This window comes from Novosphingobium sp. SG751A (assembly GCF_013149295.1).
Classification (GTDB): Bacteria; Pseudomonadota; Alphaproteobacteria; order Sphingomonadales; family Sphingomonadaceae; genus Novosphingobium.
In genome coordinates this window covers 46,046-61,299 of the sequence record NZ_JABGCB010000011.1, presented here as the reverse complement: position 1 = coordinate 61,299, position 15,254 = coordinate 46,046, and the positions used below count along the sequence as shown (strand labels likewise).

General features: G+C 66.0%; 10 protein-coding genes. 9 read left to right on the top strand and 1 reads right to left on the bottom strand.

What is annotated here, in order from left to right; genetic code table 11:
* Positions 1 to 87: 87 nt before the first annotated feature.
* The gene (locus tag FHW96_RS15770) at positions 88 to 831 is read left to right on the top strand and encodes a ParA family protein (protein WP_172341537.1); all 744 of its coding nucleotides are present in this window, start codon (positions 88 to 90) and stop codon (positions 829 to 831) included.
* A gap of 71 nt (positions 832 to 902) precedes the next feature.
* Here FHW96_RS15770 and FHW96_RS15765 read toward each other — a convergent pair whose 3' ends face one another.
* A complete protein-coding gene (locus FHW96_RS15765; RefSeq protein WP_172341536.1) occupies positions 903 to 1,382 on the bottom strand; it encodes a peroxiredoxin in 480 nt (159 codons plus the stop codon).
* Positions 1,383 to 1,623: 241 nt separating this feature from the next.
* On the opposite strand from FHW96_RS15765, the gene FHW96_RS15760 reads away from it, so the two are divergent.
* From FHW96_RS15760 to addA, 8 genes are all read left to right on the top strand, one after another.
* Positions 1,624 to 2,193: a hypothetical protein gene (locus FHW96_RS15760; RefSeq protein ID WP_172341535.1), complete on the top strand. Its 570-nt coding sequence runs from the start codon at positions 1,624 to 1,626 to the stop codon at positions 2,191 to 2,193.
* Positions 2,194 to 2,327: 134 nt separating this feature from the next.
* On the top strand, positions 2,328 to 3,731 hold the full coding sequence (ahcY, locus tag FHW96_RS15755; protein ID WP_172341534.1) for an adenosylhomocysteinase: 1,404 nt from the start codon (positions 2,328 to 2,330) through the stop codon (positions 3,729 to 3,731).
* 369 nt (positions 3,732 to 4,100) lie between these two features.
* A complete protein-coding gene (locus FHW96_RS15750) occupies positions 4,101 to 6,494 on the top strand; it encodes a PAS domain-containing sensor histidine kinase (protein WP_172341533.1) in 2,394 nt (797 codons plus the stop codon).
* A complete protein-coding gene (tsaE, locus tag FHW96_RS15745) occupies positions 6,494 to 6,934 on the top strand; it encodes a tRNA (adenosine(37)-N6)-threonylcarbamoyltransferase complex ATPase subunit type 1 TsaE (RefSeq protein ID WP_172341532.1) in 441 nt (146 codons plus the stop codon). The genes FHW96_RS15750 and tsaE overlap by 1 nt, the downstream gene beginning before the upstream one ends.
* Positions 6,928 to 7,947 carry an aminoglycoside phosphotransferase family protein gene (locus FHW96_RS15740; protein ID WP_172341531.1) on the top strand — a complete coding sequence of 340 codons (1,020 nt, stop codon included), beginning with the start codon at positions 6,928 to 6,930 and terminating at the stop codon, positions 7,945 to 7,947. The genes tsaE and FHW96_RS15740 overlap by 7 nt, the downstream gene beginning before the upstream one ends.
* Complete coding sequence (locus FHW96_RS15735) at positions 7,944 to 8,666, top strand: nucleotidyltransferase family protein (RefSeq protein WP_172341530.1); 723 nt, start codon at positions 7,944 to 7,946, stop codon at positions 8,664 to 8,666. Before FHW96_RS15740 ends, FHW96_RS15735 begins: the two co-directional genes overlap by 4 nt.
* Positions 8,659 to 11,700, top strand: a complete 3,042-nt coding sequence (gene addB, locus FHW96_RS15730) for a double-strand break repair protein AddB (RefSeq protein ID WP_172341529.1) — start codon at positions 8,659 to 8,661, stop codon at positions 11,698 to 11,700. The genes FHW96_RS15735 and addB overlap by 8 nt, the downstream gene beginning before the upstream one ends.
* Positions 11,697 to 15,203 (top strand): double-strand break repair helicase AddA, encoded by a 3,507-nt coding sequence (gene addA / locus FHW96_RS15725; RefSeq protein ID WP_172341528.1) that lies wholly within the window; start codon positions 11,697 to 11,699, stop codon positions 15,201 to 15,203. Before addB ends, addA begins: the two co-directional genes overlap by 4 nt.
* Positions 15,204 to 15,254 lie beyond the last annotated feature (51 nt).

Here is a 15,254-nt window from a genome sequence, read left to right as displayed (position 1 = left end):
CGATTCCTCCCTTGCGCAATCCGCCACCATGCGAGAGGTCGATCATAGGGCTTAAGAGTCCTTTAACCACTTCGAGCATGCAGGATCATGGCGGTCATCGCGGTTTACAGTTCCAAGGGCGGCGTGGGCAAGACGACGCTGGCGGTCGATCTGGCCTGGCGGTCGGCCGCGCTGGGCGGGAATCGCACGCTGCTGTGGGATCTGGACGTGCAGGGCGGGGCCGGGTTTCTGCTGGGCATGGACGAGGCGCCAAGAATGCGCGCGGCCAGCCTGTTCCAGCGCGAGGGGCGCCCTGAGCAATTGATCGAGCCGACACCTTATGCCGGCCTTTCGCTGCTACGCGCCGATGACAGTCTGCGCGGATTGCCGGTGCATCTGGCGAGGCTGGGGCAGAAGAAGCGGCTGGCGCAACTGACATGGCCATTGCGGCGCGAATTTTCGCGCATCATCCTCGATTGCCCGCCGATGCAGAATGAGGTGAGCGAGCAGATCATTGCCGCCGCCGACGTGTTGATCGTGCCGCTGCCTGCCTCGCCGCTGGCGGCGCGGGCGCTCGATCTGCTGCGGCGCGATCTGCTGCGCCAAAACGGGCGGCACCCGCCGCTTTTGCCGGTGCTGTCCATGTATGATGCGCGGCGCAAGGGGCATAGGGCCGCGCGCGAGGGGCGGATGGCGCCTTTCCCCGTCATCCCCATGGCCAGCATGATCGAGCAGACCGCCTTTCGCCGCGCCCCCATCGGCACATTCGCGCCCAATTGCGAACCGGCTCGCGCGCTCGACCGGCTGTGGCGCGCGATCGAGGTGAAGCTGATGGATGAGGAAGCGGCCTGATGGGCAACAAAAAACCCCGGCACTATCGCGGCACCGGGGTCTTTTATCGTGACCGAAAGGTCAGCGGAAAATCAGAGGTTTTCCAGCACGTATTCGGCGCTGGACACCTTGAATTCGCCCGGACCTTCGACGAAAACCTTTTCCACCACGCCGTCATTGACGACAAGAGCGAAGCGCTGACCGCGCTTGCCAAGGCCCGCGCCCGAAGCGTCGAGCGTCAGGCCCAGAGCGGTTGCGAAGTCGCCATTGCCATCGGCCAGCATGGTCACGTCGGCGCTGCCCTTTTGCGCGCCCCAGACGCCCATCACGAAGGGATCGTTGACGGCGGTGCAGACGATCTCGTCCACGCCGGCGGCCTTGAGTTCAGCGGCCTTTTCCACGAAACCGGGCAGGTGCTTGGCCGAGCAGGTGGGCGTGAACGCGCCGGGCACCGAGAAGACGACGGCCTTCTTGCCCTTGAAATATTCGGCGGTCTGAACGGGTTCGCGCTCGGAATCGGTGGACTTGACGAGCTTGACGTCGGGCAGGCTGTCGCCGGGGGCGATGGTCATGGCTTTCTCCTTATGCGGGGCGGGCGTTGCGATATGTCCGCCTCTGTGTCGCGCACAGATATAGGCCGCCCTTTCGCAGTCGCAACCACGCATGGGCCTTCGCGCAAGAATTTATCCCTGACGCACTGTTAACCTTAGCATTTGGGGGCGGGTAAAGGGCTTTTTCGCAATCTGCAAAGCTGGCGGGGGCGCCACAATGACAAATGCGGTCAAATCGCCGCAACCATCGGGGAGGATGGATATGAGGAAGGGATTGGGTATCGGGCCATATGCGGCGATTTTAGGCGCACTGGCCATCGGTTTGCCGCAGGGCGCACAGGCCCAGATGGCGCAGAGCACGATAGAGCAGACGATAGAGCAGAATCATGCGGAGTCCGATTTCGCCGTGCCGGATTTTGCGCGGCCCGTGCTTGCCCCGCGACAGGATGAGCGCCCGGCCAGCGCGGCGGAGAAATTGCGTAAGCTGGATATCATGCTGATGGTCACGGGCCTGCGTTGCCGCACCACGGCAGACAATTTCCTTGAGGATTTTCAGGCCTTCGAGGCGGCGCATATGTCCGAATTGAACGCGGCGGCGCGCGATCTCAAGATCCAGATCGCCGCGCAGGAAGGCAAGGATGGGGCTGAGCGCGCGCTCGACCGGATCGGCGTTGGCATGGCCAACCAGTTCGGCGGCGGGCATCCGTGGCTCGATTGTCGCGCGCTGAAGGAACTGGCCCATGCCTTGGCCGTTACGCAGGGGACGGCGGTGTTGCAGGACGCGGCCGATCTGGCGCTGGGGGCTGGGCCAAGGCTGGCCTATCGACCCTAGATCGGGGCATTTCCGCAGGAGACCTATAAGGGATATAAAGGTTCCTTTATATCCCTTGCGCGGGGGCGGGGGCTGGGCTAAAGGGCGACCATGATTGGCGCCCCTTTGGCGCCCACTCTCTAAGGAGCCCTTTCGTGACCACGCTGGAAGCCCAGAAGGACTATGTGATCGCCGACATCGGCCTGGCCGATTATGGCCGCGCGGAAATCGCCATTGCCGAAACCGAAATGCCCGGCCTGATGGCTCTGCGCGCCGAATATGGCGCCTCGCAGCCGCTGAAAGGTGCCCGGATCACCGGCTCGCTGCACATGACGATCCAGACCGCCGTGCTGATCGAAACGCTGGTCGCGCTGGGCGCCGATGTGCGCTGGGCCACCTGCAACATCTTCTCGACGCAGGACCACGCCGCCGCCGCCATCGCCGCGCGCAACATTCCCGTGTTCGCGGTGAAGGGCGAGAGTCTGGCCGAATATTGGGACTATGTGGGCCGCATCTTCGACTGGGGCGATGAGCCCTGCAACATGATCCTCGACGATGGCGGCGACGCCACGATGTTCGCCCTGTGGGGCGCGCGCGTTGAGGCGGGCGAAGACCTGTTCGAGCCCAGCAACGCCGAAGAAATCGAGTTCGTCCGCGCGCTCAAGAACTTCCTCAAGGAAAAGCCCGGCTATCTGACCGCCAGCGTCAAGGCGATCCGCGGCGTTTCGGAAGAAACCACCACCGGCGTTCACCGCCTGTATGCCCTTGCCAAGCAGGGCAAGCTGCCGTTCCCCGCGATCAACGTGAACGACAGCGTGACCAAGTCGAAGTTCGACAACCTCTATGGCTGCAAGGAATCGCTGGTTGACGCGATCCGTCGCGCCACCGACGTGATGCTGGCCGGCAAGGTCGCCTGCGTTGCCGGTTTCGGCGATGTGGGCAAGGGTTCGGCGGCATCGCTGCGCAATGGCGGCGCCCGCGTGATGGTGACCGAGATCGACCCCATCTGCGCGCTTCAGGCCGCGATGGAAGGCTATGAAGTCGTTACGATGGAAGAAGCCGTCAAGCGCGCCGACATCTTCGTCACCGCCACCGGCAACGAAGACGTCATCACCGCCGAGCACATGGCCGCGATGAAGCCCATGTCGATCGTGTGCAACATCGGCCACTTCGACAGCGAAATCCAGATTTCGGGCCTGTCGAACTATGCCTGGAACGAAGTGAAGCCGGGCACTGACCTTGTGACCTTCCCCGATGGCAAGCAGATCATCATTCTGGCCAAGGGCCGTTTGGTGAACCTGGGCTGCGCCACCGGCCACCCGTCCTTTGTGATGAGCGCCTCGTTCACCAACCAGACGCTGGCCCAGATCGAGCTGTTCACCAAGGCAGGTGATTACAAGAACGACGTCTATGTCCTGCCCAAGCACCTCGACGAAAAGGTTGCCGCGCTTCACCTCGAAAAGCTGGGCGTGAAGCTGACCCAGCTTTCGCAGAAGCAGGCCGACTATATCGGCGTGCCGCAGGCCGGCCCGTTCAAGGCGGATCACTACCGCTATTGATCCTTTTGGATTGATGGTAAAAGCGCCTCGCGGGGAATTTTCCTTCGCGGGGCGTTTTTGTTTTGGGAGGTTTTTTGCTCCGGCGGGTTAAGGGCGGGGGCCCTTAACAATCCCGTTACTGTCGAGGTTTGCGCTAGGGCGGCGGCCTTGGGTGTCGGACGCCATGTTTGATGCGGCGCCTTTGGGGCTGCGCTTGCCGCGCCGCAGGCTGTCAAGCCATCCGCCCACAACTGCCTCCCGCAAGCCTCCCACCACCCATTAACGGGATTGCAAAGGGACGAGTCCCTTTGCCCGCCGGAGGCCCCCCTGCACCCTTATATCTCACACCCCCCATTGCCATTCCGCCCCCGCCCGCTTAGCTGATAGGCGATGCAATGGACCCCTCTTGCCATGGTTGTCATGGGCTTGCTGCTGGCTGCTTGGGCGGTGGCGGCTGGCTGGGCTGTGCTGTCCTCGCTGGCGCGCGGGCGGGCGGCGGCGGGCGCGGTGCGTCAGGCGCGGCGGATGGCCCGGATGGTGGAGGAGAGCCCTGCGCAATTGCTGATCGTGCGCAGCGATGGGCGGATCGAGGGTTCGCCCCGGTTGGCCTCGTGGCTGGGTTTTTCGGCCATGCCGCAGTTTTTGAGCGAGTTGGATGATGGCAAGCCTGATCGCGGGCTAAGCGCCGAGCAATTGGCGCAGTTGACCGAGGCGGTGCTCTCGGCGCAGCGCACCAGCCGTTCGTTCGATCTGGCGCTTTCCCCGCGCGGCTCGCGCCGTTCGCTGTCCTTGCGTGGCGCTCTGGCCGATCCGCAGGTGGCGCCTGCCGGGTCGGCGCAGGTCTGGGTGTTTGATGCCAGCGAGGCTGAGACGCAGATCGCCCGGATGCGCGCCGAAACCGCCCGGTCGAAGAGCGATTTTCTTGCACTGGTCGGCCTGATCGAGGCAGCGCCGATCCCGATGTGGTTCCGCTCGCCGCAGGGAGAGCTGCGGCTGGTCAACTCGGCCTATGTCCGTGCGGTGGGCGCGGAAAATGCCGAATCGGTGGTCAATGGCGGGCTTGAACTGGTCGAGCGGATCGATGGTCAGACCCCGGCACAGGTGGCCGCCCGCGCCATGCTGGAAAAGCGACCAGCCGAGCGCATTGTTGCCGCCACCATCGGCGGCCAGCGCCGCGCGCTGCGCGTGTCCGATCTGCCGCTGGGCGACGAGGGCGTGGCGGGCTATGCCATCGACATTGAGGAAATGGAGGAAATCTCCCGCGCTTTCCGTGCCTTCCGCGAGGCGCAGCGCTCGATGCTTGATCTGCTGTCCTCGGGTGTGGCGCAATTTGATGCGCGCCACCGCCTGACCTTTGCCAATCAGCCGTTTCAGCGTCTGTTCGCGCTATCCCCCGCCGATCTGCACGACGCGCCGTTCGAGCGCCTGCTCGATGCCGCGCGTGAAACGGGCCGGGTGCCGGAAATGCGCGACTATCGCGCATGGCGCAAGGAGCGCGCGCAGTGGTTCGCAGCCTCTGAGGCGCAGGAGGAGGCATGGCCGCTTTCCGATGGCACGCATCTGCGCGTGGTGGCCCAGCCGATGCCCGATGGCGGTTTGTTGCTGGTGGTCGAGGATCGCACCGAGACTTTGCGGATTTCGGCCATGCGCGACACGCTGCTGCGCACCCGCACGGCCACGTTTGACAGCCTGTTTGAGGCGGTGGCGGTCTTTGCCCCCGATGGGCGGCTGCAATTGTGGAACCGCCTGTTCGCCAGTGCATGGGGGCTGGAGGCCGAGGTGTTGGACGCGCATCCGCATGTTGATGATGTGATGAAGCGGATCGGTGCGCAACTGGCCCGTCCGGAACAGGCGCAGGCGGTGGGCGATGGCGTGCGCGCCGCAACGCTTGAGCGGCGCCAGACCGGCGGGCGCGTGGCGTTGGCCGATGGTCGGACGCTGGAATATGCGGGCGTGCCGCTGCCCGATGGCAATGGGTTGCTGACGGTGCTGGACATCACCGATTCGCAAAAGGCCGAGGAAGCGCTGCGTGAACGCAACGCCGCGCTGGTCGAGGCGGACCAGCTCAAGACCCGCTTCCTCGCCAATATGTCCTATGAATTCCGCACGCCTTTGACTTCCATCGGCGGTTTCGCCGAATTGCTCGAGGCGGGCCTTGGTGGCGATCTGTCCGAAAGCGGGCGCGAATATGTGGGGGCGATCCTGACCTCGGTCGGGCGGCTGACCGATCAGATCGAGAATGTCCTCGACCTCTCGCAATCGGAGGCCGGGATGCTGCCGCTGGCGTTGGAGCCGGTCGATCTCTTCGCCCTGATGCGCGATCTGGTGCAGGAGCGCGAGGCGGTGGTCACGGAAAAGCACCTCGAACTCGACCTGCGCGGCAGCAGTCTGAACGCGGGGAAGATCGAGGCTGATCCGCGTCGTCTGGGCCGTGCGCTGGCGCATCTGCTCGACAATGCGCTGGACGCCACGCCGCACGGCGGGCGCATTCTGGTCGAGGTGGGGCGTCATCGCTCGCGCCAAAAGGATGGCAAAAACGGCGATGGAAAACAGCGCGCCCGCGTGGTGATTTCGGACAATGGGCCGGGCATGGACCGCGCCGCACTGGCCCGTGCCTTTGACGGTTTGCCGATCCAGCCGACCAGCCCGGATGCCAAGGGCGCGGCGCGGCGGCAGGGGTTGGGCCTGCCTCTGGCGCGGCAATTGATCGAGGCGCATGGCGGCAATCTCGAAATGTTGTCCGAACCGGGGCAGGGCACGGCGGCGATTGTGGAGCTGGACTGATGGAAATAATGCTGCCCGATCTGGCCGCGATGGAGCGGTGGGGCATGGCGATTGCGCAGGCCCTGCGCCCGGGCGATGTGATTGCCTTGAACGGTGGGCTGGGGGCTGGCAAGACCACGCTGGCCCGCGCGATCATCGCCGGATTGGGCCATGAGGGTGAGGTGCCTTCGCCCAGCTTTGCCATCATCGAGCCCTATGATGGCCTGCGTTTCCCGCTGGTCCATGCCGATTTCTACCGCCTTGCCGATCCGTCCGAGGCCGAAGAACTGGGGCTGGACGAATATCGCGAGGGCGGGGTGCTGATTGCCGAATGGCCGCAAATGGCGGGCGGCTTTGCCCATGAGGCCGGTTGCCTGTCGATTGCACTCGAAACTGCGGATGAAGGGCGCAGGGCCATTGTCGAACCGGGGGCCGATTGGCTAGGGCGCGTGCCATGCTGAAGAACTTGCCCGATGGTCTGCCCGATGGTCTAAACCTATTTGCCGCCCATGCCGGTTGGGGCGATGCCGCTGTGGAGCCTTTGCCCGGCGACGCCTCGTTCCGCCGCTATTTCCGCCTGCGCCGCGCATCTGGCGAGGTGGCGATGCTGATGCATGCCCCGCCGCCGCAGGAGGACCCCGCGCCTTTCCTTGCCGTGGCCGGTTGGCTGGGAAGTAACGGCCTGCGCGCGCCCGCCATTCTGGCGCAACAGGCGGCGCAGGGCTGGGTGCTGCTCGAAGATTTCGGCAATGACCGGGTGCGCGACTGGCTGGATGAGCGTCCCCAAGATGAGCGCGCGGTGTATGAAGGAGCGCTGGCCCCGCTGGTGGCGCTGACCCGCCTGCCTGCTGGGCCTTGGGCGCCCTATGACTGGGCGGTTTACCTGCGCGAGGTGCGCTTGTTGACCGAATGGTATGCGCCCGCGATGGGGTTGAGCGTCGATGAGGCAGGTTATGATGCGGCGTGGGAGGAAGCTCTCGCCCCGATGATCGTGCGCCAGAACGCCTTTAACGCCACCGGCGGCGTCACGGTCCTGCGCGATTATCATGCCGAAAACATCATGCTGCTGCCCGGCGGATTGGCGGATCAGGGCCTGCTTGATTTTCAGGACGCGCTGGTGGGCCATCCGGCCTATGATCTGGTCAGCCTGCTTCAGGACGCCCGCCGTGATGTCTCGCCCGAGATCGAGAGTGCGATGATCGAGCATTATCTTGCCGCCACCGGCTTTGACCGCGAGAGCTTCCTTGCCGATTACGCGCTGCTGGGCGCGCAGCGTAATGCCAAGATTGTCGGCATTTTCGTCCGCCTGTGCCGCCGCGATGGCAAGCCGCGCTATCTCGACATGATCCCGCGCGTCTGGGCGGCGATGGAGCGCGATCTGGCCCATCCAGCCTTGGCCCCGGTGGCGCGCTGGTTTGCCGACAATATCCCGGCGGACATCCGCGCGGCCCATGGCGGAAGGATTGCAGCATGAAGCCTCTGGTTTCCGATACGGCGATGGTGCTGTCCGCCGGGCTGGGCAAAAGGATGCGCCCCCTGACGGCCACGCGGCCCAAGCCGATGGTGCCGGTTGCGGGGCGTCCGCTGATCGACCATTCGCTGGACAAGCTGGTCGAGGCGGGCGTGGCGCGCGCGGTGGTCAATGTTCATTACATGGCCGATTATCTGTTGGCTCATATGGGCAAGCGGCAAAAGCCGGTCGTCACCATTTCGGACGAGCGCGCCATGTTGCTGGAAACCGGCGGCGGGATGGTCAAGGCCTATCGTGAGGGCCTGCTGCCCGATCCTTTCTTTGCGCTCAATTCGGACAATGTCTGGCTCGACGGGCCGGTCGATGTGTTTCATGACCTGTCCTCGGCGTGGGACGCGGACCGGATGGACGCGCTGCTGCTGATGGTGCGCCATTCGGACGCCAGCAATTATCGCGGCATGGGCGATTTCCGCCTCGATCCGCTGGGCCGGGTGGCCCGCCGCGCCCCGCGCAAGGTCGCGCCTTTCATCTTCACCGGCATCCAGATCGTTTCGCACCGCCTGTTGCGTGATGCGCCTGAAGGGCCGTTTTCCACCAACATCCTGTGGAATCGCGCGATGGAGGAGGGGCGCCTCTATGGCTTGGTCCATACCGGCCAGTGGTTCGAGGTGGGCACGCCGCAATCCATCGCCCCCACCGAGGAAGCGCTGAACCGTGTCTGATCGGGTCACGGCCCGGCTCCCCAAGGTTTATTCGATTCCAGCGCATCGCGGCTTTGCCGATGCTTTGGTGGCAGGGCTGATCCCGCGCTATGCCGATCCCGACCTGGGGCTGGCGCGGTTGACGCTGCTGCTGCCTAATCAGCGCGCGGCGCGCAATCTGACCGAGGCCTTTGTGCGCGCCGGGACCGATGGGTTTCGCGGCGGGGCGGGCGGTTTGCTCTTGCCGCGTATGGTCATCGTGGGCGATCTCGATCTGGACGAGGCGCTGGGGCCTTTGCTCGACCCTATCGGGGCCGGCGACATCCCTCCCGCCGCCGATCCCACAAGGCGCTGGCTGCGTCTGGCGCAGATTCTGGCGCAGGTCGAAGCGGCCGAAGGCGCGCAGGGCGGGGCGGTGCGCCTGCGCCGCGCGGCCGAGATTGCCCAGAGCATCGACCGTCTGGCCGTTGAAGGCATCGCACCTGAGGATTTGCTGAAAGAGGACGTGCTGGCCATCATCGGCGAGCAGGCGCAGCATTGGCGCCAATCGACCCGCGCCTTTTTGACGGTACAGGCCCATTGGCGCGCCGAACTGGACGCGCGCGGCGAGGTGGATCCGCCGGTGCGGCGCAACCGCCTGTTCGACCGCGCGGCGATGGTGTGGCGCGACAATCCGCCGCCCCATGCCGTGGTGGCCGCAGGCATCACCAGCGCTTCGCCTTCGCTGGCGCGGTTTTTGCGCGTGGTGGCCGAATTGCCGGGCGGGGCGGTGGTGCTGCCTGATCTCGACCTGTCGATGGACGATGAGGTCTGGGAGGAACTGGGCCATGCGGGCATCGCGCCTGAATTGGGCGATGCGCCATTCGGGCGCGAGGATGCGCTGACACATCCGCAATATCATTTGAAGCTCTTGCTCAACCGCATGGGCGTGGCGCGGGGCGAATTGGACCTGTGGCACCGCGCCGGGCCATCGGCGGCCCCGCCCGAACGCAGCAAGGCGATCTCGAACCTTTTCCTGCCCGCGCGGGCTTCGGCGCGCTGGGTCGATCTGGCCGAGCGGCAAAGGCGTCTGTCCGCCGTGCGCCTGATGGAAAGCGAGCATCCGGGCGAGGAAGCCCAGGCCATCGCCATCCTGATGCGTGAGGCGCTGGAAACGCCCGAAAAGCGCGTGGCCTTGGTGACGCCCGATCGCGGGCTGGCGAGCCGCGTGGTTGCCCATCTGCAACGCTGGGGCATCAAGGCGGACGATACGGCGGGCCGCGCCTTGCCCCAGACGGCGGCGGGGCGGCTATTGCTTCTGCTGGCCGAGGTGGCGGGTGAGGGCGCGCCGCCGGTGCCGTTGATCGCTTTGCTGGGCCATCCGATGGTGGGCGGGACAGAGGGGCGTGCGCTCTGGCTCGATCATGTGCGCGTGCTGGATCTGGCCCTGCGCGGGCCGAGGCCGGACGCAGGGCTGGCACCCTTGCGCGCGATCATCGAGCGGATCGAGAAAAAGCGCGGCCCCGGCCCGCTGACCGCATGGTGGGACGAGGTCGAGGGCATCCTTGGCCCGCTGATGAACTTGCCCGAGGAAGCGCCGCTGGCCGATCTGCTCGACGCGCTGGTCGCGGCGGGCGAGGCCTTGTGCGGCGAGGAATTATGGGCCGAGGCGCCGGGGCGTTCGCTCTCATCTTTCGTTGAAAATCTGCGCCTTGCCGCCTCGGCCGAGGGCACGGTGCTTCAGGTCCGCGATCTGGCTTCGGTGCTGCGCCATGCGATGGACAAGGTGGCCGTGCGCCCGCCATGGGGCGGCCATCCCCGCGTGGCGATCTATGGCCTGCTCGAAGCGCGCATGACGCGCAGCGACCTTATCATCTGCGGCGGCCTGACCGAAGGGTCTTGGCCGGGCAGCCCTTCGCCCGATCCGCTGTTGCCGCCCGCCGTGCTGCGCCATCTGGGCGTGCCGGGGGCGGAGTTTCGCATTGGTCTGGCCGCGCATGACCTTGCCGGATGCCTTGGCGCGCCGCAGGTGGTGCTCAGTTGGGCGCATCGCGACGAGGGCGGGCCGGTGATCCCCAGCCGCTTTGTCCTGCGCGTTCAGGCGATGCTGGGCAAGGATCTGGCCGAGAAACATGCCGAGACCGACGCCGTCACCTATGCCCGCGACATTGACGTGGGCAAATTGGCCGCGCCCCATCCGCGCCCGCAACCCATGCCCAGCGCCGAGCAGCGCAAGGTGGACATTCCCGTCACCGCGCTCGACCGGCTCCGCGCCGATCCGTATCAGTTTTATGCGCAGGCCATCCTGCGGCTGCGCGCGCTCGACCCGCTGGACGCCGAGCCCAGCGCGGCCTGGCGCGGCACGGCGGTCCATGCGATTTTGGACGCATGGCATAAGGATGGCGCGCCGCGCGGGCGTCTGGTTGAAACGGCCAACAACGTGCTGGACGGGATGAGCGCCCATCCGCTCGAACGCAGCCTGTGGCGTCCGCGCCTGTTGGCCGCGCTGGAATGGATTGATGAAGAAGTGGCCGCTCTGGCCGCCGAGGGCCGCCGCGTTCTGGCCACCGAAATAAGGGGCGAGATGCGCATCGACGGCATCCGCATCCATGGCCGCGCCGACCGTATCGACCGGATGCCCGATGGGAAACTGGCCGTGGTGGATTACAAGACCGGCGGCCCGCCCAGCGGCAAGATGGTCGAGGCAGGCTTTGCGCTGCAATTGGGCCTGATCGGCATGATCGCGGCGGATGGCGGGTTTGAAGGCGTAGCGGGCGTGCCCAATGTCTTTGAATATTGGTCGCTTTCCCGGAGGAAAGGCAATCCCGGCTTTGGCTGGCGCGATGAGCCTGTGCTGGAGGGGCGCAAGAAATCGGGCATCCCGCGCGAGGAATTCCTGAACAGGACCGAGGAATATCTGACCGACGCCATTGGCCAATGGCTGCTGGGCCAGGCGCCGTTTACCGCGCGGCTGCGGCCCGATATTCCCTCTTACAATGATTATGACCAATTGATGCGGCTGGATGAATGGATCGGCTGGATCGGGTCGGACGAAGTGCCGGAGGAAGAAGCGTGAGCGGGCCACAAAAGCTCCACGGTCTGCATGGCAATCAGGCGCGCGCGGTCTTGCCCGATGAAACGGTCTGGCTCTCGGCCAGCGCGGGCACGGGCAAGACGCAGGTGTTGTCCTCGCGCGTGCTGCGCCTGTTGCTGACGCCCCATGTGCGGCCCGAACAGATCCTGTGCCTGACCTTTACCAAGGCCGGCGCGACCGAAATGGCCGAGCGCATCAACAGCAAGCTGGCCGGATGGGTGCGGGCCGAACCCACGCAATTGGCCGCCGAACTGGCGGCTATCGGGGCGGATATATTGCCCGAGGTGCAGGCGCGGGCGCGCACGCTCTTTGCCTCGGTGCTGGATTGCCCCGGCGGGGGGCTGCGGATCGACACGATCCATGCGTTCTCGCAATGGCTGCTGGCGGCCTTCCCGGAGGAAGCGGGATTGAGCGCGGGCGCGCGGCCGATGGAGGAGCATGAAAAGACCCTGCTGGCGCGGCAGGTGTTGGCCGAACTACTGCTGGACGCGGAAAAGCGGGGGGATGAGGCTTTGCTCTCGGCTTTGGCCTCGCTGTCCTTGCGGATGGGCGGGGATGCGGTCGAGGGCTGGCTGATGCGCTGTGCGGGCGCGCGGGGGTTGTGGTTCGGGCCGGGGGCGTGGAGCGTGCCGGTGGCGCCGAGGGTGAAACAGGCGCTGGGCCTGCCTGCGGACGCCTCCATGGCGCAGGTCGTGGCCCTGTGCGAGGATGAAGCCTTTGACGTGCGCTCGGTGCGCTGGTTACTCGATGTGGTCAAACAATGGACCGACAAGAAGGGTAACATGACCGCCACCGCCGAGAAAAAGGCCAATGCGATCTGCGACTGGCTGGAGGCGGAGCCTGAGCAGAGGCTGGAGCGGATCGGTGATCTTTATTCGGCACTGTTCACCAAGGAGGGCGTGCCTTCTTATCTGAAAAACCTTGACAATATCGCGCCCGATTATGGCGAATATTGCTATCGCGTGGGGTTGAAGATCGAGGCGGTCAAGGCGCGGCGGGCGCTGATTGCGCTGGCCGGATGGTTGGCCCCGGCGCTGGAACTGGGCCGTGCCTATGCGCTGGCGTGGGAAGAGGCCAAGGCGCGGGAAGGGCTGATCGACTTTGACGACCAGATCGCCCATGCCGCCGACCTTTTGGGTCGCGCCGATATGGCAGACTGGATCCGCTATAAGCTGGACCGGCGATTCGATCATATTCTGGTGGACGAGGCGCAGGACACCAATGCCGAACAATGGCGGATCATCGAAGCGCTGACCGAGGAGTTTTTCGCGGGCGAGGGCGTCCATGCCGGGGCGGCGCGCACGCTCTTCGTGGTCGGCGATTTCAAACAGGCGATCTTTGGTTTCCAAGGCACCAGCCCGGAAAACTTCGCCGCCGCTCGCGAGAGGGTCAAGGGCCGGATGGGCGGCGCGGCGGATAATGCCGAGGCGATCCGTGGCGGGCCAAAGGCGCATCGCCTGATGGAGCTGGGGCTGGAGCGGTCTTTCCGCACCGCCGCGCCCGTGCTGGATTTCGTCGACCGGGCGATTGCCCACCTGGGCGCCCCGGCCTTTGGTCTGGACACCGCGCCGGAGCCGCATCAGGGCGAGGCCCGACCCGGATTGGTGACGCTGTGGCGGCCCGTGGGCGGGACCAATGGCGGCGCGGGCGAGGATGAGGAGGCCGAGGACACATGGCTCTCGCGGCCCGAGCGCGAAATGGCCGACCGCATCGCGCGGCAGGTCAAGCACTGGTTGTTTTCGCCCGATGGCTTCCCTCTGGTCAAGGGGCTGAAAACCCCGCGCCGGGCCGGGGCGGGCGATATCATGGTGCTGGTGCGCAAGCGGCGCGAGTTGGCCGGGCTGATCGTGGCGCGGCTCCATGCGGCGGGCGTGCCGGTGGCGGGGGTGGACCGGCTGCGGCTGGGCGCACCTTTGGCGGTCAGGGATCTGGTGGCGGCGCTGCGCTTTGCCGCGCAACCTTTGGATGATCTCAATCTGGCCGCGCTGCTGGTCTCGCCTTTGTTCGGATGGTCGCAGGATCAATTGCTCGAACATGGCTATCGCGAGGGGCGCCTGTGGCCGCATCTGCGGCGCAGCGATGCGCCTCTTGTCCGCGATGCGGTGGAGCAGTTGAACGCCCTATTGGCCCGCGCCGATTTCGAGCCGGTGCCGGTGCTGATCCACTGGTTGCTGGTAGGGCCGTGGCGCGCGCGCGAAAGGCTGGTGGCGCGGCTGGGGCGCGAGGCGAACGATCCGCTCGATGAACTTATCAACGCCGCCCATGCCTATGCCGCCACCGCCACGCCCAGCCTTGTCGGGTTCCTGGCATGGTTCGACGCGGGCGATGGCGAATTGAAGCGCGAGGCGGGCAAATCGGACGGCCTTGTGCGGGTGATGACCGTGCATGGGTCCAAGGGTTTGCAGGCGCCGATCGTCATCCTGGCCGATGCCACCGGCGATCCGGCGAAAAGCAAGGGTTCGCCGCTCTCGGTCGAGGACCCCAGCGCGGCCTTGTCGGGCGACAGGCGCGTGGTGCCGTTGCCCAATCTGGGCAAGGACGAGCGGCAAGGGCCGATTGCCGAGGCCGCCGCCCGCGCCGCCAAGGCCGAGGGCGAGGAACATTGGCGCCTGCTCTATGTCGCCATGACGCGGGCTGAGGAGGCCCTGTTCATCGGCGGGGCGTTGGCCGCGAATGAGAAGGAACCGGCCAAGGGGAGCTGGTATGCGCGTCTTGCCGAGACTTTCGCGCCCGAGGATTGGCTGGCCGATCCGTTGTGGGGCGCGGAGGCGCGGTTTGGCGCGCTGGCCGAGGCGCCGCAATGGCAGGCCGAGACGATGGAACTGGGCATGGAGGCGGGCAAGCCTGGATGGCTGACCCGCGCCGCGCCCGAGGAAGCGCGCCCTCCGCGCCCGCTCGCGCCCTCGGCGCTGGGCGAGGACACCGCCGCCGATCCGCCAACCGCCCTTGGCCCCGCGCGCGCGGCGGCGGCGCGGCGCGGTACGCTGATCCACGCTTTGCTCGAACGCCTGAGCGGCGCGGCCGATCCGATGGAGGCGGCGCTGGCATGGCTGGGCCGACAGGCGCGCGATTTGGACGAGGCGGCGCATCGGGAAATGGCGCAAGCGGCTATCGACGTGCTGGCCAATCCGGAATGGGCCGACCTGTTCGGGGCTGGCGCTCTGGCCGAGGTGCCGATTGCCGCCACCGTGGGCGAGCAGGTGGTGGCGGGAACGATCGATCGCCTGCTGATTGAGCCCGACCGCATCCGCCTGATCGATTTCAAGACCGCGCGGCGTCCGGCCACCAGCGCGGCGCAGGTGTCGGTGGCGATTTTGCGCCAGATGGCCGCCTATGTCGCCGCGCTGGAGGTGACCTATCCGGGGCGGCGGGTCGAGGCGGCGCTGCTCTATACCACCGGACCGCATCTGATCGCTTTGCCCGAAAGCATCCTTGCCCCGCACAAGGCCAGCTTGAGGCCCAAGCAGGAAAGCTTGACGCTCTAGGGTGGTTGCGCAAGGCCGCGCATGGACTATCTTAAAGACAACATTTCAGGA